Source organism: Leptolyngbya sp. GGD (genome assembly GCF_026735145.1).
Classification (GTDB): domain Bacteria; phylum Cyanobacteriota; class Cyanobacteriia; order Leptolyngbyales; family Leptolyngbyaceae; genus Leptolyngbya; species Leptolyngbya boryana.
Window position 1 is genome coordinate 525,938 of sequence record NZ_JAPQKE010000001.1, and the last position, 19,953, is coordinate 545,890.

The following is a 19,953-nucleotide window of genomic DNA, read 5'->3' on the forward strand; positions in this document are numbered from 1 at the left end:
GATTAGTTGGTTGAGGAAAGGTTTGAAGACCGCTAGGGAGTAGACAGGATATACGATTTCTTACGTTTAAGGGAAGAAAGTTTTAAATAAACCTCAAAATTAGGCGGACACTAGGTAATTACTTAGAAATCTTGATTAACATGTGATTAAAATGCTTTCGGTTTACTGGTATGACGTATCTGTTGTTTTTTCTCGCCACTGGCTCAATCACTGCTCTCGTTTTCGTAGTGAAGCAACTGCAACAACACAAAAACGAAAATCGGATACTTCGACAACAAGCAGAAGAGACTAATAGGCGCTTACAAGATGCCGATCGAAAGTATGGCGGACTAATTTCTAAAGAAGAATCTATCAGAACTCTAGACAGCCAAATTACAGCTTTGACTGAGCAATCGAGGCGGATTAATGAGCAATCAAAGGCTGAGGAGTACGAACTATCAACTAGAGTTGCCGTCTTAAGAACAAAGCTTCGAGAGCTAGAGGAACAGGACTTTGTTGAAGAATTCGGATTCTATGACTCCAAGTATGACTTTCAGGAAGCTATAGAGTACAAGCAACGTCTAGATGTAATTCGTGCCCAGCAGAAGCAAATGATAAAAGACAAAACGGCGGCTATCTGTAGTACTGAGTGGTCAGTGAGTGGAAGCCTCAAAGAAGGCAAAAAAATGACCGATAATTTCCTTAGATTAGTTTTGCGTGCTTTCAATGGCGAGTCTGAGGCTGCCGTTATGAAAGTAAAGTACAACAATGTTCAAACGATGGAGAAACGGATTAGAAAAGCATTTGATGAATTGAACAAGTTGTCTCAAACTACATATTGTAAAATTACACCACAGTATTTTGACTTGAAGTTACAGGAGCTTTGGCTGACTCACGAATATCAAGAAAAAAAGTATCAAGAACAAGAGGAACAGCGTGCCATTCGTGAGCAAATGCGTGAAGAGGAACGAGCCTTACGAGAGTTAGAAAAAGCGAAGCAGGAAGCGGAACGTGAAGAGAAACGCTATCAAGAAGCCTTGGAAAAAGCTCGTAAAGATGTAGAAAATGCAACTGGGAAAGCGCAAGAAAAACTTCTGGCTCAAATTGAAGAGTTGCAGCAGAGGTTAATAGAAGCTGAAGCCATCAGACAAAGAGCTATGTCTCAAGCGCAAATGACGAAATCTGGATATGTTTACATCATTTCAAACATTGGTTCATTTGGCGATCATGTTTACAAAATTGGTATGACACGCCGACTCGACCCATTAGATCGAGTCAAAGAATTAGGCGATGCTTCTGTTCCATTCCCCTTTGATGTTCATGCAATGATCAACTGTGCAAATGCTCCGGAACTTGAGTCACGACTGCACAAACGTTTCGATGCTAGGAGAATGAATAAAGCAAACGGTAGAAAGGAGTTTTTCCGAGTTTCGATAGAGGAAATTGTTAAAGCTGTTGGAGAAATTGACACAGAGCTTAGAACTTGTAAATCAGAGATTAAGTTCACCAAGGTTGCTGAGGCTACTGAGTATCGTAAAACTTTGGCACAAGAGCGAGAACAACAAAGAGAGACTGTGCCAGCCAGCTAACAATTCGGTTGGAGTGGCAGTTGAGAGTTCTCTCGTCTAGCGTTATGATCAGTCTACTGCTGCTCAACCGCATCGTTATCTGTATTTTCTGGCGACCACAGCCCATCAGTGTAAGACAGATCCATCTGGGCAAAGTTGATGCAGAATCTATGCCTTAACTTGCCAACATCAATCCTTTGCCATGCAGGCGCTGCTCGATTTGCTGCATCTCTTCTCGTGTTGCTCCCGTTACGATGCCATAAATCTCAGTATAAATTTTGCCGTACTTCACTTTCTCTAGTGCTGAGAGGATCAAAAAATCTTTCCGCTCTAGCTCTCGTTTCAACCCCGTCAAGATAGAATCAAGCGTTCCTTCCATGCGATAACTGCTAGCGTATTTCGCGATCGCTTTATCTAACTTCAAGAGTTCATGGCGCTGAAGACACAAAGGAGTAGACCCGTTAATCCGAAAATTAGCATCGATCGCATAGAGTTGTCCGTCTCTATCTTCCAAGATATCTACACCAATCACCCCAAAATATCCTTGTTTGTGAGCATAGTTCCCTACTGCCTCAATGATTTCAAAGAACTGGCTCAAATCATTGTGATAGTCAATCAAACCGCCCAGATAGTCCCCTGTAGAGCTCACCAATTGCTGAGTTACACCAATCAGGGAAATGTTGCCTTGTTGATTGACATAAAATTGAACGCAGTAATTATGCACCTCATGCTGAATGAACTCTGAGACAACAATCGTTTGGAGTAAATTGATCTTGAGATACTTCTTCAGTTCGTGTAAGCAATAGTTCAGATCACTATCATTACGAATGATATAAGTTCCCTCACCTGAAAGACCATGTGAGGTTTTAATCAAATAAGGAAATTGGGCCGGCAGGCTAATTTGATCAAGGCTCGTTTGAGCTAAATGATAGGTTTGATAGTTCGGGCAAGCCACTCCCAACTCGGCAAGGGTTACTTTACTCAGCAAGTAGTAATGGGTGTCTGGGTGAATCGCGTGCTTATCGGGTCGTAATCGGTCAAACGGAAATAAAGTGATTATGCGATCGTACTGATCACTCTCATTGAGATCATCCAAGTACGTCGAACAATCCATCATCTTTAACTGCTGATCCTGAAAATCAAACTGATCGCGCCAGTACTGAACAAGCAGAGATGGAGGCGGAACAATCACAATCCCAGGTAGCGTATCCCCTAGAACTGCTAAATTTTTCCAAGGTTCCTTCTGACAGATTTTATCAAACGAAGTTTTGGTTGCTTCACTACTCCCATCTTGCAAAAAGTATTGCTGCGTGTTTGGATAAGCTGCCCAACTTGCCGTAGCAGGATAGTTCAAAATGAGGGCATCGCGATCGACTTGAATATCCTGAGCAAATAAGTCAGACAGCGAATTGCCTTGAAAAAATGGAAAGGGACTTGGAGAAGACATCACAAAACATTAGACAGGTTTTACAACGATTGAACGAGAGTTTGATCCTTACGGGTAAAAATGGCAGGTTGTACTAAATCCTCGCTCATATAAGCAACTGCCATGTCAGGAGAATTGTGTGCCCAACCGATGCGCCCTTGGCGATCGATTAAAATGCATCCAGCTTCTCCCTCGACTCGACTGATTAGCGTGTTGATCGCCCATTGTGCAGCTGCATCAGGATGTTTGTCTTTTAACGCATCGATCGCTGTTTTGGCGAGTACTACTGGAATAATCGACTCACCATCACCCGTTGTCGAGCAGGCTCCCAGTTGATTGTCTGCATACAAGCCACAGCCAACTAATGCAGTATCCCCAACGCGTCCTTGAGGTTGTCCTGTCGTTCCACCCGTAGAAGTCCCCGCCACTAGATTTCCATCGGCATCGAGTGCAACACAACCGACCGTATTCGGACGATCCAAAACTTCGATCTCTTCTTTCCACTCCTGGTACTGTTCCTCACTCACCAGGGCTTCTTTAGCACAAATCTCAACAGCATGATTGCGGGCAAAACGTTCTCCACTGCGGGCAACTAGCAATCGCGGTTTCTCCTCCATAATTTTGCGAGCTACTACAATGGGATGACGAACTCCTTGCACTGCGGCAACTGCTCCCCAACCTAACGTTGCTCCTTCCATCATCGCCGCATCAACTTCAACCTCGCCTTCACTGTTTAAAGTTGCGCCAAACCCTGCATTAAACGTTTGGTCAGATTCCAAGACCCGGATTGCTGCCTCAACTGCTCCTGCTGCACTTCCCCCTTGAATGAGGACTGCCCAACCCGCTTCAACTGCTGCTCGACATCCCGCTTGATTCGCTGCCACATCATTCTCTGAAATCGTTTTGGCTCCCCCATGCACGATGATCACAGGTTTCACGATCGTCATACTTCCCCCTAGCCCTAATGCCCGCTATGAGAACGACTGAGCTAGCAAGCTCACTCACCCCTTAGTAAAGCGCCTAGTTCAATGAAACTGAACAAATTCAGTTTCATTGAACACCAATTAGCATAATAACGATCTGAAAGCGATATCTCTATCTACAGCAACAAAGCAGATTTACACTCTATACCTTTGGGATTCAACCCTAGACCTGTAAACGCGATAACGAGTTCGGCATTCACCCAGGGCAATTGCTGGTTCAAAATGACGATCGCTAAAGTATGTCGAGGTTTATTCTACGGACTGATTACTAATAATTTTAGCCCAATCAGAAGAATTAGCAGCGGACGGGCTGTCGCTCCGTCTTTCCTCCCGAATATTGAGTAATACTAAGCTTGGTAAACAGAGTTGATGAGCAATGTCATGATGGGTATAGAAAGATCCCGGTAGAGGGGCTTGCAGATGCTGAGTCGAGTTCTCAATCGCCATCATGCTCAAGTGGTCGGTCAGGGCGAGCAAATCCTAGTGCTTGCACATGGGTTTGGCAGCGATCAAACCGCATGGCGGCACCAAGTTGAAGCGTTTACACCGTTTTACCGCATTCTGTTGTTTGATCACATTGGTGCAGGTCAATCCGATATGAATGCGTATAGTCCGCGTCGCTATCGGTCTTTGTACAGTTATGCTGAAGATGTGCTTGAACTGTTAGCAGAACTTCAGTTAACAGATGTCATCTTTGTCGGACATTCTGTGAGTGGCATGGTGGGATTGCTGGCTGCGCTGCTTGATCCGGCTCGGTTTCGGCAGTTATTGTTTATCAGTGCCTCTCCTCGGTATCTTAACGATCCGGCAACGAATTACATTGGCGGATTTGAGCAGTCAGATCTCGATGCCTTGTATGCGTCGATGTCAGCCAACTACTATGCCTGGGCTGGAGGTTTTGCACCCTTAGCCATGAGAAACCCAGAGCGCCCGGAGTTAGCAGGCGAGTTTGCAAAAACCCTCTCTGCGATTCGTCCTGATGTAGCACAAGCTGTTGCGCGAGTGATTTTTCAATCGGATCACCGCGCCGATCTTCCTAAGCTCACAGTCCCAACAACAATTCTTCAGTCAAACAATGATATCGCGGTACCGCCACAAGTTGGGCGATACATGGCAGATAAAATTTCTCAGGCTACGCTAATCAATATTGATGCTGAGGGGCATCTTCCTCATCTGAGTGCACCTGCCGTGGTAACTCGAACACTTGCAGAATGTTTTATCGTTTAAATCGCTTCGATTCTGATCCAGTTGCGTTTTGCGCTAATCAACATCCTGATTGGCTACCCACGTTTGCGCCGTTGATTTTCATGCTGATGTTGGCAGAGTTAGGGTTAGGAGTGCTGATACAAGCGCCTCTAGTGTGGCTGGTCGCTCCGGTTTTGTTTGCACTTTGCGTTGTATGTCCGCGATCGCAGTGGATGAACGGACTCGGTTTTGTCGCTTTGTTAAACCGCGACATTCCCATCCGATCTGCGATCGCATTAGGAATTGTAGGTCTCTTGGGATCTGGAGTGAGAGTCTATCTGTTACGACAAGAGTGGCAGCAGGCATCTCAAGCCATGCTGGCATCGCTCATTCAAGATGAAACTGCCCTCACACCAGAACACGCGATTCAGCAGGCATTAACTGCGCTAAAAAAATTTACGGGTGCAACAGGCGCGATCGCGCTCCGCCAGTTAGATGAAGTCACCGCTGAAGCACTAGCTGCATTACCGCATAATATCCTACCGGATCGACTGACAACGCCAATGTTGTTTGCAGAAGCACTCAGCCAAAATCAATGTCTGCACTACTCAGACTATGCTTCGACCCCGCAAGCCTCACCTGCTCTCCTAGCGCAAGGCGTTCGATCAATCGCTGTCTTACCGTTACAGCAGGTTGAGAACGTACAGGGAGCAATTGTGCTCCTGTGGCATCGGCGGATAAATCCCTCTCGATCGCTGCAACAATTTCTCGACTCTTTGCGGGGCGGACTAGGCAATCTGCTTAGGTTTCAAGATCTAACACTGCGCTTTGATCAACTCCAAGCGCGATTTGAAGCCATGTTAGAAACAATTCCTCAAGGCATTGTCTTTATCGATGAAAGTGGCGAACAGGGATGGATCAATCACACCGCAGCCAAGTATCTGAATCTAGCGCATGGTGCAGTTGAGCCGAGCGCGATCGCGCAAGCAATGGTTGCTCTGCGCCTGAAAGCAGACAATCAAGCTGAAATTGCCGCTCAAGCAGCCGAGCTATTCACACAACCCGGCGCAAAAATTCGAGACTGGCACTGGTTTTTGAGTGATCCGCAGCCGATCGTATTAAGCCTTTCAAGTACACCAACCGATGGGCGAGATGTGCCCGGTCGCCTTTGGGTACTCGACAACATTACCGAGCGCAAGCAGGCAGAACTCGCGATGCAAACCGCGCGCGAACTTGCAGAATCAGCAACCCGTGCGAAAAGCGAATTTTTAGCGAATATGAGCCATGAGATCCGCACCCCGCTCAATGGCATTCTCGGCTACGCGCAGATTTTAGAAAAAGATCGAAGTCTCAACGAATTTCAGAAAAAAGGAGTCGGCATCATTCATCAATGTGGAGAGCATCTGCTGACGCTGATCAACGATTTACTCGATTTATCTAAAATTGAAGCCGAGAAAATGGAGCTTGTCCCTCAGAAGTTTCATTTTCCATCCTTTCTCGAAGCGATCGCGGATATCTGCCAAATTCGCGCCGAACAAAGACAGATCACCTTAGTTTATCAACCACGATCGCCCTTGCCTCAATATGTTTATGCAGATGAAAAACGCTTGCGGCAAATTTTACTTAATATTTTAGGAAATGCGGTCAAATTCACCGAAGTTGGCAGCGTTTTATTTCAAGTAGGGTGCATTGAAAATACAAAAGTTCGCTTTGAGATACAAGATACCGGGATTGGCATTGCGCCAGAGCAGTTAGAAGCGATTTTTTCGCCATTTCAACAGGTGGGAGAATCCGATCGTAAAACGGAAGGCACCGGATTAGGGCTTTCGATTAGCAGTCAACTCCTGAAAATCATGGGTTCGGAGATTCATGTGAACAGTACGCTCGGAAAAGGTAGCACATTCTGGTTTGACTTAGTTCTGCCAGAAGTAGAAGCACGATCGCGGAGTGCCGATCCGAGCGCTGCTTCTCCATGTGCCGTAGTTGGCTATGCAGGCAGACCTCGCAGCGTTCTTGTCGTCGATGATCAAGCGGCGAACCGATCAGTTCTCGTTCATCTGCTAGAACCGCTAGGATTTAACGTCATCGAAGCCGAAAACGGTCAAGTCGCACTTCGTGAAGCCTATCAGAACAAACCCGATGCGATCTTGCTCGATCTGGTGATGCCCGTGATGGACGGATTCGAGGCAGTGCGCCAAATTCGGCAATCTCCAGATTTACGAGATACGATCGTCATTGCGACATCTGCTAGTGTTTTTGGATACGATCAGCAAGCCAGTCATGATTCAGGGTGCAATGGCTTTATTGCCAAGCCAATTCGAGAAACCGAACTGCTCGCACAACTTCAAACCCATCTCGATTTAGAGTGGCACTATGAAGCTGAAATTGAGACTTCTAGAGAGCATACTGTCTCTGAAAATGCTTTAGACCCAATTGTTGCTCCACCTCATGCCGAACTCAATACACTCTTCGATCTTGCCCGCATGGGCGATCTCAAAGGAATTCTTGAGCAAGCTACTCATCTAGAGCAACAAAACCCCGAATGGGAACCGTTCGTCGTTCAGCTTCGACGCTTGGCGCAGGGATTTAAGGAACGGCAAATTTTGGAATTAATCAAACGCTATCAGGGGTAGCTATGGAGCCTAAAACATCTGAGCAAGGAATCATATTAGTGGTGGATGACACGCCCACGAACCTGGAAGTGCTGTTTGATTTGCTGGGAAATTCCGGCTTTCGGGTTTTAGTCGCAGAAGACGGCGAAAGCGCGATCGACAAAGCTAACTATGCCCATCCGGATTTGATTTTGCTGGATGTGCTCATGCCGGGAATCGATGGCTTTGAAACCTGCCGCCGTCTCAAAGCTAACGAAGCAACACGCGAGATTCCGATTATTTTTCTCACAGCTCTCACGGATGTCGTAGACAAGGTGCACGGGTTTGACCTGGGCGCGGTTGATTTCATCACCAAACCTTTGCAGTGTGAGGAAGTGATTGCTCGCGTCAAACTGCAACTGCGGCTACAAAACTTAACGAAACAACTTCAGCACCAAATCGAACAAGAACATTTAATCGGAGAAATTGCTCAAGGCATTCGGCGATCGCTCAAGCTCGATGAGATTTTACAATCCACGGTCGATCAGGTACGGCGATTTTTGCACACCGATCGCGTTGTGATTTTTCGCTTTAATTCAGATTTCAGTGGAAAAATTGTCAATGAATCCGTTGATCCTGCCTGGAAATCGGTACTTGCAGTTGAGTTTTATGATCCGTGCTTTAAAGAGCACTATCTTCAGCGCTATCAGCAAGGTCAAACCAGTGCTAAGTCTGATATCTACAATGCAGGCTTAAGTCCTTGTCATATTGAGCTATTAGAGCAAGCCCAAGTTCGAGCCAACTTAGTCGTCCCAATTCTCCAAAACAATCATATCTGGGGACTGCTGATCGCGCATCATTGCTCAGGAACACATGAATGGCAAATGATCGAAACAACGCTCCTCCAGCAATTAGCAACCCAACTGGGAATTGCAATCCAACAGTCGGAACTCTATGAGCGAACACAAAATGAACTGATCGAGCGTCAGCGAGCAGAGCAAATGGTTCGAGAGCAGGCTGCGTTATTAAACGAAGCATCAGACGCTATCTACGCTCGTGACTTTGCCAATCACATTCTGTTTTGGAATCATGCAGCAGAACAGCTCTATGGCTGGTCACAAGCCGAAATCCAGGAAAAGGATGCAACTGAACTGCTCCACAATCTTCAGCCTCAAGAGTTTGAAACAGCGCTGAAAGTTGTGTTTGATCAAGGCGCATGGCAAGGAGAACTGCAAAAATTCACCAAGTCAGGCAAGGCGATCACGGTGATGAGCCGCATGACGCTGGTGCGAGACAAAGTGGGGATGCCAAAATCGATTCTGACCGTGGATACCGATATCACCGAGAAAAAACAGCTTGAAGCTCAATTCCTCCGCGCCCAACGATTAGAGAGTATTGGAACTCTAGCAAGCGGTGTTGCCCATGATCTCAACAATATTCTGACCCCTATTTTAGCGACCTCTCAACTGTTGTTGTTGAAGTTTCCCCAGGAAGACGATCGCACTCAGCAACTCCTGAAAATTGCTGAATCCAACGCGAAGCGTGGAGCCGAATTAGTCAAGCAAGTGCTATCGTTTGCGCGTGGGACTGAAGGCAGACGCACAGCAGTCCAGATTTCTCATTTACTTGGAGAAATTAAAGAAATTACAAATCGCACCTTCCCGAAATCGATCTCCATTCGCACAGAACTCCCCCCTTCTAGCCTCAATCTGGTCTATGCCGACCCCACTCAACTGCATCAGATTCTGATGAATCTCTGCGTGAATGCTCGCGATGCTATGCCTGACGGCGGAATTTTGACCCTTTCTGCCAGCAATGTTGTCATTGATGAATCCTATGCCCGGACGCAGCTTGATGCGAAAGCAGGAGACTATGTCATGATTGCTATCTCTGATACGGGCACGGGCATTCCGCCTGAAGTCGTCGATCGCATTTTTGATCCATTCTTCACCACGAAAGAAGTCGGTAAAGGCACAGGTTTAGGGCTTTCGACCGTGCTAGGCATCATTAAAAGCCATGCGGGCTTTATTGAGGTCGATAGCCGAATCGGTCAAGGAACCTGCTTCAAGGTCTATTTGCCCACGTCTAAGAACCAGAGTACATCTTCAACAGCGACGCTAGAGTTACTGCCTGGACACGGTGAACTCATTTTAGTGGTCGATGACGAAACATCGATTCAAGATATCACCAAAACAATGCTAGAAGACCAGAATTATCGAGTGCTTACGGCGAGTGATGGCTTTGAAGCAATCTCACTTTACGTCAAGCACAATCAAGAGATTGCGGTCGTTTTGATGGATTTGATGATGCCGGAAATGGATGGACTTACGGCAATCCGCACCTTAAAAAAAATGAATGCTGAGGTCAAAGTCATTGCGACAAGCGGTTTAGTGCTGGACAATACATTAGCTGATGTTTCCAGTGTGGGTGTTGATGTGCTTCTACCCAAACCTTATACGGCTGAAGCATTGTTAAAGGAGCTGCGCAGGATTCTAGATACACCGACTTGTGCAACTCCGAAGAGATAATCTTGCTTGCGAAACTATCCATGCTCTATGATGCAATTTAGACGACTTCATCGCTCTCGAGCATCGCTGTGTGACATGTCGAAATATTACAAAATCTCTTGAGAGATAGAGATCCTCACAACTTCCTCAAATTTTAGAACTAATCTCTATCATGTTCTCCCTCAGGCTTCTATCTCATCGAGATCCTGAAAAAAAATGAGATCGATAGCATTAAATTTTAGGAATCCAGAGTGATGTCTATTTGTCCCTGCTGCTCTAATCTGTTACTCCGTCACATTCGTCAAGGTACGCTGTACTGGCTCTGTCGTTCCTGCTGGGCAGAAATGCCAAACTTTGAAGAGGGTCAATTGACAGGTACATCTCACTCGACTTTAAACAAGCAGTTAAAAATGAATTCAACCGACCATTTTCAAGACCTCGCAGCCTAGCTTGTGACTTGAAAAAGCGGTAAGGAGAACTCTATGTTACATGCAATTGATCTGATGAGTTTGAATGCTGCCAAAATTCAAGCAACTGCAACTGTAGCAGAAGCAGTTCAACTGATGAAAGAGCAAGCTTGTCGATCGCTGATTGTCGATCGACAAAATGAGCAAGACAGTTACGGCATCCTCACAGAAACAGACATTTTGTACAAGGGAGTCGCGCTCAGCAAAAATTTAGAGACAACCTTCGTTGCTGAACTCATGACCAAACCTTGTATTGTCATTGATCCAGCAGCAACGATTGAAGAAGTTGCCCAACTCTTTGCGAAACATCGATTGCTGAGAGCGCCTGTGATCCAAGATCAGCAAGTAGGCATGATTTCTGTGTCTGAGCTTTTGAGACATCATCCTGCAATCTCACAGCCGCATCTAGAAGCAGAATTGCAGCAAGCTCGTCAACAGGCAAATCAGCTGTGTACAGAGCAAGGAGCGCGATCGCCTGCCTGTATCGCTGCTTGGAAGACCGTAGACGCTTTGCAAGCTGAATTGAGCGAACAGCGCATTGATCAACTGCTCAAACACACCTTTGAAGAGTATTGTGAGGAGTTTCCAAAAAGCCCAACATCAGATTTCTACACCAACTTGTGCGGAGGATAGTTCATTGCAATTCTCTAGCTCAACCCCAATCAGGACGCATCATCATGGTAGCCGAACAATTACTCATTCTGATCAAACAAGGCGCTAAGTCTTGGAACGCTTGGAGACAAGCTTATCCTGATTATGTGCCCGATCTTTCTCAAGCTTCACTGCATTCTTTGATCTTGAGAGGTGGAAATCTACAGGGCGTTCACCTCGATCAGGCTCAACTCTGCGAAGCTGACTTAATCAACGCTGATCTTCGTCAGGCAACACTCACAAATGCAAATCTTAGCAATGCTCATCTTTATGGAGCAGACTTTGCCGATAGCGAATTACAAGGCGCGAATCTGCTCAATGCAGACCTCAGTGCGACCAATTTTAACAGTGCGAACCTTGCAGGGGCGAATCTCAGTCACGCAGATCTAAGTGGCGCAGATTTCAGCCAAGCAAACTTAGCAGAAGCAAATTTGAGTCAAGCCGAGTTGCAAGGCACAACGTTTAAGGGTGCATCACTTGCCGGAGGGAACCTCAGCCAAGCGAACATGAAGCATGTAAATTTAGCAGAGACAAACTTACAAGGGGCAAATCTAGGCGAAGCAAATTTGTCAGGGAGCGATTTACGGAGAACGGACTTAACAGGTGCAGATCTAAGCCACACGAATCTAATCGGGGCAAATCTGAGCGGAGCAAATCTCAGTCGAGCTTATCTAATTCATGCAGATTTAAGTCGAGCAAATTTGCAACACGCAAATCTGACCGGGGCAAATTTAGCTCATGTGAAATTGAGTCATGCAAACTTCAGTGATGCAATTTTAACGGATGTAGATTTGACGGGAACTGATCTTGATGCAAACTTTAGCGGAGCAGTGCTTCAAGGTGCAATTGCGATCGATGAAAATCTCGAACGCAAACCTTTAGAATTAAGGCGCAATTATGATGTACAACGATTAAAAGCTGACGATTTCAGTAGTGAAAACTGATGAGATTGCACTGATTCGACCTGAATCAGTGCAATCTCGATAAACTATCCCATCGCGTGGGGTTGTATCTTCCCTATTTTCCAAGCTAGCAATGCTCCTAGCCCAAATACACTCACAACAAACAGAACAAGCCCGCCTAGACCGGGAATCAGGGCAAGAACTGTAACAATCAATAATCCAATCAAAAATTGTTGCACTTGAGTGGGCTGACCACTCTTTACGACGATTTGCCCGACCAAGAGCGAGAGTCCTAATGAGCCAACAAAAGAGGCAAGACTCGCGATTAAAATTACTAACGGAATTAAAGGAATGCCGATGAGCGTAATGGCAAGGAAAATATTCAGCGCAATCACAGCAACAATCGCCCCAATCCCCCATAAAGTACTTTGACTTGGATATTGCCGTATCGTTGCTGCTAAGTTTGGCATAAATGCAGGGGCAGCGCGCAGTAAAATCACGCCAACAATCGCAGCAATTATCGCACTCATGATCCGAAAAGCACTTTGTGCTGCATACCTTACCCAGAAAGAATTACGATCGCGATGCATTCCCATGCTGCCATCGTCACCCAATGTGCCTTTTGCGCCTCCAATCGTTGCCCCTTCTTCTTGCACAACTTTACCGCCGATCGCATAAGCATCTCCATCGACTCGTGCCCCTTTCTTGAGTGTGACATTGCCACCAATTGCGATCGCGGTTTGTGTGACTCGCCCATTCGGTTGCACGATCACAGAACCTCCGATCGCATGAGCATTTTCGACGACTTGCTTTTCTTGAACCGTGACATCTCCACCGAATCGAATCAGATTTGTGTTGTTCACATTGATGTCTGTTTGTGCGAGTGCTTGACCCGCAAAAAGCAACACAATCGTAGAGATAAACACCAGAATCCACTGCTTCCAATTCATCGTAATTTTCTCTCAAGGTACAAGAACAGTAGAAGCCCTAGAATTGGCAGATTTGAATGGCTTCCAAATCTGCCAACATCAGACACACTTGAACTTAACCAAACCAATGCGAAGCAGCTTGTCCAGGCATTTCTTCTTGTGGAATATCATGCTCAATTTCTTTCTGATTCTGAGCTAGAACCTCTTGAATCCCTTCTCGAATCACAAATTCTAGACAAGATTTCTGATCGCTACAGTGCGGTGCATAAGTTGGATGAACGATCGCTTCTTCAGTTTCCTCTGTTACAATAAACACATTAGGAACTCGATTCAAAACCCAAGCTACTAATTGCTGTTGCAGATCGGGATGAGCGAATGCCTGCTGATAAGGATGATGAGGATACGATTCTAAGATCCTTTCGATTTCTTGCAGAATCGGGTATTGCGCGACGTTGAGGATAGTTTTCGACATAGGAAATCCCTCGCCTAGAGTCAGGATGTTTTTGCGAAATGATGCAAACACGCCTGGTGCGATCAGGTTAACAGGATCGCACCTTTAGCTTTTCGCACCTTTCAGAATACGGAACAATGATGAGGAAGTTGTGAGGAACATCATCTGAATCTGATTAGTCTGAATCATCCTCACAATTTCCTCACGATTTTTCTCTATAACCATTCATATAAGGACAGCCTTAGAAACTTTGAACTGTTCTTCTTGTCGAATGCAGGATTTATTGGAGTGAAATTCTATGTCTCATCTCTCTCTCCAACCGTGGCAGGTTTCAGACCAAGACTTTCCACTGCAAGGCAGTCCAACCCAGCAACTTCAATTCATACTCAATTATGCTGTGCTAGCACCCTCTGGGCACAATACTCAACCTTGGAAATTCACGATTCAGCAGGAGACAATCGAGTTATGGGCAGATCTCGATCGTGCTCTGTCTTATGTTGATCCGGAGCATCGAGAACTGATCATTAGTTGTGGTGCAGCATTGTTAAATTTGCGAATAGCATTACATCATTTTGGTTATCAAGGCGACATTCAGATGTTACCCAATTCAGATCAACCCAATCTACTCGCGCAGATTCGTTTAGGAAGTTGGAACCAGGAAACGGCTGAAGAGAAGTCTTTGTTTGAAGCAATTTCCCAACGCCATACGACCCGACGACCCTTTGAGGCCTGGGACATTCCTAAAACCGTTTTGCAATGGTTGCAAGTGATCGCAGTTGAAGAAGGCGCATGGTTGCATCTTGTTCAAGGGCAGAAAGCAAAATCCCATCTTCTGAATTTAGTCAATCTTGCTGATCGCTTACAGATGGCAGATCCAGAAATTCGCAAAGAACTCTCAGCTTGGATGCACTCTGGATCTAATCCACGACATGATGGTCTTCCTGCTTATGCTTTAGGTGTGCCGCCAAGATTTGATTTCTTAACAGTTGTGCTTTCTTGGCTGACTCGCTATTTTAATTTAGGCAATCAGATTGCTAAACAGAATGAGCAACTTTTACAGAGTGCCTCTGCGATCGCAGTCTTAGGAACCCATGGCGACACACCAATCGATTGGCTAAATGTAGGACAAGCCCTTCAGAAAATTCTACTGCGTGCCCAAAGTTTGGGCATTGTTGCCTCATTTTTCAATGCCCCGATTCAGATGCCAGAAGTGCGGTCTCAACTTCAAAGTAGCCTGAACCGTGAGGGATACCCTCAAGTTCTACTACGGCTAGGCTATTGTACCAGCACTCAGCCAACCCCACGTCGCAGTAGTCACGAAGTTCAATTTTGATCTTCACAAGATCCTCAAATTCTTGTTCTACTTTCAGTCTAGAGCTAACAAAAGGCTCTCTCCAATCTAAATCTACAAAGGAGGGAAGATTATGCCGCTTATTCGTTGGCAACCAATGCGAGAATTGGATCTTCTTCATCGGCAAATGGATCGGTTGTTTGAAGGGTTAGCAGACCGCGATTTTCCGATCCCGGCGGTGAATAGTGAAATGAAGTGGATGCCCGCGATCGAACTTCAAGAAACGGATACCGAGATTGTTCTCAAAGCCGCAATTCCTGGAATTGAAGCGAAAGATCTCGATGTGCAAGTTAGTCCAGAAGCAGTCATGCTCAAAGGCGAGCATCAACAAGAAACGAAAACTGAAGAAAAAGGTTACTACCGTTCTGAATTCAACTATGGGCAATTTGCTCGCACCGTGCCTCTTCCATCAACGGTGAAGCATGATCAAGTCAAATCAAACTTCAAAGATGGTGTTCTAACCTTAACGCTTCCGAAAGCAGAAGCAGCAAAACCTAAAGTGATGAAAGTAGATTTGACCCAACAAGCATGAAACCAAAACGTAGTCATTTGAAACAGTTTGACTCGTTTGATTGCAAAACTATAGGAAGCTGTTTTCTCACATTATAATCGCGCTGAAATGATTGTCTCTCTCTATCATTTCAGCGTTTTCTTTTGTAGTGCTTCTGAAGAATTGTGAGCCATGAACTTACACCTACCAATTTGGACATTACCTCCTGAGACAGTTTATGAACATGCCAACACAACCGCAGAAGGGCTTTCCGATCAAGAAGCTGCCGAGCGATTAGTGCACTATGGTTACAACGAATTACCTGAGCCTGCTCAACGATCGCTGTGGTTACGCTTTGCCGACCAACTGACTCACTTCATGGCGTTACTGTTGTGGGCGGCAGGCACTCTCGCTTTTGTTTCAGGCACACCCCAACTCGGTTGGGCAATCTGGGCAGTCATTTGGATTAATGCGATCTTTAGCTTCTGGCAGGAGTTTCAAGCGGAGCAGGCTTTATCTGCGCTCAAGAATGTGCTGCCCATGCAGGTCAAAGCCTATCGTAACGGTCGCTTACAAACCCTTCCCGCTCAAGAATTAGTTCCAGGCGATGTGATCGAACTCGAAGAAGGCGATCGCATTTCTGCGGATGCAAGACTGGTTTCGAGCCAGTCTCTTTCTGTGGATGTTTCAGTCCTGACTGGAGAATCGATGCCTGTTCCGCGATCGAGCGATGCAGTCATGAATGAGAAACTACATCCCTCAGATGCGCCGAATCTCGTCTTTGCAGGATCAACCGTTGCCTCTGGACGTGCTAAAGCTGTCGTCTATGCAACTGCCACACATACAGAATTTGGACAAGTCGCACACTTAACTGCAAATATCCAACGTGATGCCAGTACACTCGAAGTTGAAATTACCCGAGTCGTGCATGTGATTACTGCAATTGCAGTTGGCATGGGAATTTTACTCTTTGCTTTGACAACCTTGCTTGTGGGTATGGATGTGAAAGAGAGTTTCATCTTTGCGATCGGGATTATTGTTGCATTTATCCCAGAAGGATTGTTGCCAACCGTGAGTTTAGCACTCGCGATCGGGGTTCGACGCATGGCAAGACAGAATGCTCTCGTGCGACGACTCTCGGCAGTAGAAACCTTAAGTGCCACGACAACCATTTGCACCGATAAAACAGGCACTCTGACAAAAAATGAAATGACGGTACGCCAACTCTGGATTCCGGGAGTCGCATTAGAAGTCACGGGAACCGGATATGATCCGACGGGTCAAGTTCAAATCACCGATGATACTCAAATTCCACACGTGAATCGACTGCTCACCGCAAGTGCTCTATGTTGCAACGCACGACTTAATCATCAAGCAGGGTCAAGTCTATGGCAAGCAATCGGTGATCCCACAGAAGTTGCTTTACTGGTTGCCGCACTTAAAAATAAATTGTCGATCGATGAACTCCAGCACCTCGCTCCCCGAGTTCGAGAAGTCCCCTTTGATTCACATCGACGTATGATGAGTGTTGTCGTTTCAGGCAACTCATCCGCGCATTCATTATTCATGCCGGATGCACACTCTCAAACTACATTCTCTCAAACTACATTCCTGGTATTTACAAAAGGTGCGCCCCTCGATGTTTTAGCTCATAGTCCATTGATCCTTCAGCAGGGACAGACAAAATCGATGACTGAAGCAGATCGTCTTGAGATTACAAAAGCAAATGATGAGTTCGCAAAACAAGGCTACCGCGTTTTAGGAATTGCCACAAAATCGGTTGATTCGGATCTCATTCAGCAATCTGATGAAGTGTTGGAGCAGAATTTAACGTTTCTCGGATTAGTTGCAATGATAGATCCGCCACGTCCTGAAGTAGCAAAAGCAATTGCACAATGTCACGAGGCAGGCATTCACGTCACGATGATTACCGGGGATTATGGATTGACCGCAGAAGCGATCGCGAAACATATCGGACTCGTCAAGCAGCAGGCACGAGTGGTTACAGGAGAGCAACTCAGTCATTTATCCAATACGCAACTGCGGCAAATTCTGGCACGTCAAAACGGCTTAATCTTTGCAAGAGTCATGCCGGAACAGAAATTGCGCTTAGTAGAGGCGTATAAAGCTCTGGGTCATATTGTGGCAGTCACAGGAGATGGCGTGAATGACGCGCCTGCTTTACGGGCTGCCAATATTGGCATCGCAATGGGAATGAGTGGGACAGATGTAGCACGCGAAGCCGCAGATATTGTACTGATTGATGATAACTTTGCCACGATCGTCAGCGCGATCGAACAAGGTCGCGCGGTTTATCAGAATATTCGCAAGTTCATGACGTATATCTTGGTCTCCAACGTGCCCGAGTTCTTCCCATTTTTGTTTATGGTGTTATTTAAGATTCCGCCCGCGCTAGTGATTCTGCAAATTCTTGCAATTGATCTAGGAACTGATATGGTTCCGGCACTGGCGTTAGGAGCAGAAGCACCAGAACTCGGCACAATGCAGCAACGCCCCCGTCGCAAATCAAAGCGCCTGCTTGATAAAAAATTACTGATGCGGGCATATTGCTTTTTGGGTCCAATTGAAGGAATTCTCGGTATGGCAGGGTTCTTTTTCGTTTGGTTTAGCCAAGGTTATAGCTTCAGTGACTTACAAGCCTTGACTCCGAGTATCTTGTCTCATTCTGCGGATGCAAGAACCATGATCGTCTATAACCAAGCGATGACGATGACTTTAGCTGCGATCGTTGCTGCTCAAGTCGGAAACGTGTTTGCTTGTCGATCCGAACGAGTTTCAATTTTTCGCTTAGGCTTTTTTAGCAATCGCTTGATCTGGTTGGGAATTGCAACTGAATGGATGTTAATTCTGTCAATTATCTATCTCGCTCCGCTGCAATCGATCTTTTCCACGATCGCGTTACAACCGATGCAATGGCTAGCACTACTGGTCTGTCCTCCGATTGTTCTGCTTGCAGATGAATGCCGCAAACAGGTGACTCGCGAATGAGTTCATGTCTAATCTTTTGACACTGTATAAAAAATTAGTTTTTTCAGAAAGATCAAATCAGACCGCTCTAAAATCGTTGGCTCAGGCGTGAGAAACGCTTGCAGTCTTTGGACTCTTCTATCCTAATCTGTGGCAGAAAGACTTACCTTTTGGCGGAAGCGATTTTGCTTGCAAAATGCGAATGTCTCTTTAGACAGATTCACTCAAAAAACGGAGTTTCATTTCGCAGGGAAAAAGACAAACATGCCAGTTAGAAGCTCTGAAACAGCAATGCAAATTCTAACGAGGAACTGGGAAATTGTAATCAGGATGATGAGGTGGATTGCCAGTCTACTGACAGTCGCACATGCTGCTATGTAATAGCACATTTAGCCTAGAGAGTAGTCATCATGAATCAAGCGCCAGATCCCAAAAAACATCGATCGCGTTGGAGCCAGATCAGTACGAATACATTAGTGCGTTTTCTGCTCTTCTTTGCCTCCGGTTGGGCATTAGTTGCGATCTTTCAATATTTTGAGTACGTGATCTTTGTGTTTGCGCTTTCAGGGATTCTAGCGCTCTTGCTCAACTATCCACTGCAATTTTTACAGCGCTTTGTCGGACGCAGACTCGCATTAGGGTTAGTCATTGCACTAAGCCTGATCACGATTATTGCTGCAGTCGTTACGATCGGGCTAACCTTGACCAATCAAGTCCAGCAATTAGCAACGCTACTTCTTCAGGCTTTAAATACTTCAAACAATCCATTTGACCAGCTGCAAAGTACATTGGCAGCGCGCAACATTCCGTTCAACCTTGACGTGATCGAAGCCCAAATTCGCGATGTGTTTGTCGTGAGCTTGAACTGGATCGTTAGTTCTCTGCCCGTTCTCTTCCAGAATTATGTCACGTTTATCATTATCTTAGTTGTTGCATTTTTCATGCTGATCGATGGTGCAAAGCTATGGCGACTCGTACTCAAGTTAGTCCCTGCCCAACACCGCAACCGTGTGTCGATCGCAGTCCAAACAAACTTTTTCGGATTTCTTCGCGGGCAGTTGCTCATCTCATTTTTGCTGAGCATTGCTACGTTTCTCGTTTTTGCACTGTTTCAAATTCCATTTCCGTTTTTGCTTGCGGTCACGATCGGGGTGTTTGACTTAATTCCTGGCATTGGTGCAACGCTCGGCGTGTCTCTTGTCTGTTTAATTATTTTTGTACAAAGTAACTGGCTCATCGCGTTCAAGGTACTACTCATTTGTTTGGTTTTACAACAGTTACAAGATAATCTTCTTTCTCCGCGTGTCATGCAAAGCACCATTCATCTCAGTCCAGTGGTTGTATTTTTTGCGCTCTTGGTTGGAACGAAGATTTCAGGACTACTAGGTCTCTTTTTAGCAGTCCCGATCGCGGGTGTGATTGTTAGTCTATTCAATCTTGAAGAAGCACAAGGAGAGTAGACACGCATTCTTTTATTGTCCGAAA

Annotated in this window: 15 protein-coding genes; 11 read left to right on the forward strand and 4 right to left on the reverse strand. The window is 45.8% G+C overall.

From position 1 onward, the window contains the following. Nucleotides 1–170: 170 nt before the first annotated feature. Entirely contained in the window at nt 171–1,568 is a 1,398-nt protein-coding gene (locus OU814_RS02560) for a DUF4041 domain-containing protein (protein ID WP_268180214.1), read from the forward strand. 154 nt (nt 1,569–1,722) lie between these two features. Here the strand turns inward: OU814_RS02560 and OU814_RS02565 are convergent, their stop codons facing one another. Then, a complete protein-coding gene (locus tag OU814_RS02565; protein WP_268180216.1) occupies nt 1,723–2,994 on the reverse strand; it encodes an ATP-grasp domain-containing protein in 1,272 nt (423 codons plus the stop codon). 20 nt (nt 2,995–3,014) lie between these two features. Continuing rightward, a complete protein-coding gene (locus OU814_RS02570; protein WP_268180218.1) occupies nt 3,015–3,920 on the reverse strand; it encodes an isoaspartyl peptidase/L-asparaginase family protein in 906 nt (301 codons plus the stop codon). Between the two features lie 456 nt (nt 3,921–4,376). Here OU814_RS02570 and OU814_RS02575 point away from each other — a divergent pair, with 456 nt between their 5' ends. The 6 genes from OU814_RS02575 to OU814_RS02600 all read left to right on the forward strand — a co-directional run bounded on the left by OU814_RS02575 (nt 4,377) and on the right by OU814_RS02600 (nt 12,301). Then, the gene (locus OU814_RS02575; RefSeq protein WP_017290672.1) at nt 4,377–5,183 is read left to right on the forward strand and encodes an alpha/beta fold hydrolase; all 807 of its coding nucleotides are present in this window, start codon (nt 4,377–4,379) and stop codon (nt 5,181–5,183) included. Continuing rightward, nucleotides 5,168–7,774 (forward strand): ATP-binding protein, encoded by a 2,607-nt coding sequence (locus OU814_RS02580; protein WP_268180220.1) that lies wholly within the window; start codon nt 5,168–5,170, stop codon nt 7,772–7,774. Before OU814_RS02575 ends, OU814_RS02580 begins: the two co-directional genes overlap by 16 nt. Before the next feature lie 2 nt (nt 7,775–7,776). After that, nucleotides 7,777–10,260, forward strand: coding sequence for a response regulator (locus OU814_RS02585; RefSeq protein WP_017290670.1), 2,484 nt, complete (start codon nt 7,777–7,779; stop codon nt 10,258–10,260). A gap of 233 nt (nt 10,261–10,493) precedes the next feature. Next, nucleotides 10,494–10,688 (forward strand): hypothetical protein, encoded by a 195-nt coding sequence (locus tag OU814_RS02590; RefSeq protein WP_071596189.1) that lies wholly within the window; start codon nt 10,494–10,496, stop codon nt 10,686–10,688. Between the two features lie 33 nt (nt 10,689–10,721). Further along, nucleotides 10,722–11,339, forward strand: coding sequence for a CBS domain-containing protein (locus OU814_RS02595; protein ID WP_268180225.1), 618 nt, complete (start codon nt 10,722–10,724; stop codon nt 11,337–11,339). 44 nt (nt 11,340–11,383) lie between these two features. Next, complete coding sequence (locus OU814_RS02600) at nt 11,384–12,301, forward strand: pentapeptide repeat-containing protein (protein ID WP_268180227.1); 918 nt, start codon at nt 11,384–11,386, stop codon at nt 12,299–12,301. 44 nt (nt 12,302–12,345) lie between these two features. Here the strand turns inward: OU814_RS02600 and OU814_RS02605 are convergent, their stop codons facing one another. Together OU814_RS02605 and OU814_RS02610 are read right to left on the reverse strand one after the other, a co-directional pair. After that, the gene (locus OU814_RS02605; RefSeq protein WP_268180229.1) at nt 12,346–13,209 is read right to left on the reverse strand and encodes a hypothetical protein; all 864 of its coding nucleotides are present in this window, start codon (nt 13,207–13,209) and stop codon (nt 12,346–12,348) included. A gap of 94 nt (nt 13,210–13,303) precedes the next feature. Continuing rightward, nucleotides 13,304–13,660 carry a hypothetical protein gene (locus tag OU814_RS02610; RefSeq protein ID WP_017290666.1) on the reverse strand — a complete coding sequence of 119 codons (357 nt, stop codon included), beginning with the start codon at nt 13,658–13,660 and terminating at the stop codon, nt 13,304–13,306. A 277-nt stretch (nt 13,661–13,937) separates the two neighbouring features. Between OU814_RS02610 and OU814_RS02615 the strand changes: the two genes are divergently transcribed. The 4 genes from OU814_RS02615 to OU814_RS02630 all read left to right on the forward strand — a co-directional run bounded on the left by OU814_RS02615 (nt 13,938) and on the right by OU814_RS02630 (nt 19,928). Beyond that, nucleotides 13,938–14,972, forward strand: a complete 1,035-nt coding sequence (locus OU814_RS02615) for an Acg family FMN-binding oxidoreductase (protein WP_268180232.1) — start codon at nt 13,938–13,940, stop codon at nt 14,970–14,972. A 91-nt stretch (nt 14,973–15,063) separates the two neighbouring features. Next, nucleotides 15,064–15,522, forward strand: a complete 459-nt coding sequence (locus tag OU814_RS02620; RefSeq protein WP_268180234.1) for an Hsp20/alpha crystallin family protein — start codon at nt 15,064–15,066, stop codon at nt 15,520–15,522. A 150-nt stretch (nt 15,523–15,672) separates the two neighbouring features. Continuing rightward, nucleotides 15,673–18,489, forward strand: a complete 2,817-nt coding sequence (locus OU814_RS02625) for a cation-translocating P-type ATPase (RefSeq protein ID WP_268180236.1) — start codon at nt 15,673–15,675, stop codon at nt 18,487–18,489. A 389-nt stretch (nt 18,490–18,878) separates the two neighbouring features. Further along, nucleotides 18,879–19,928, forward strand: a complete 1,050-nt coding sequence (locus tag OU814_RS02630) for an AI-2E family transporter (protein ID WP_268180238.1) — start codon at nt 18,879–18,881, stop codon at nt 19,926–19,928. Nucleotides 19,929–19,953: the final 25 nt, after the last annotated feature.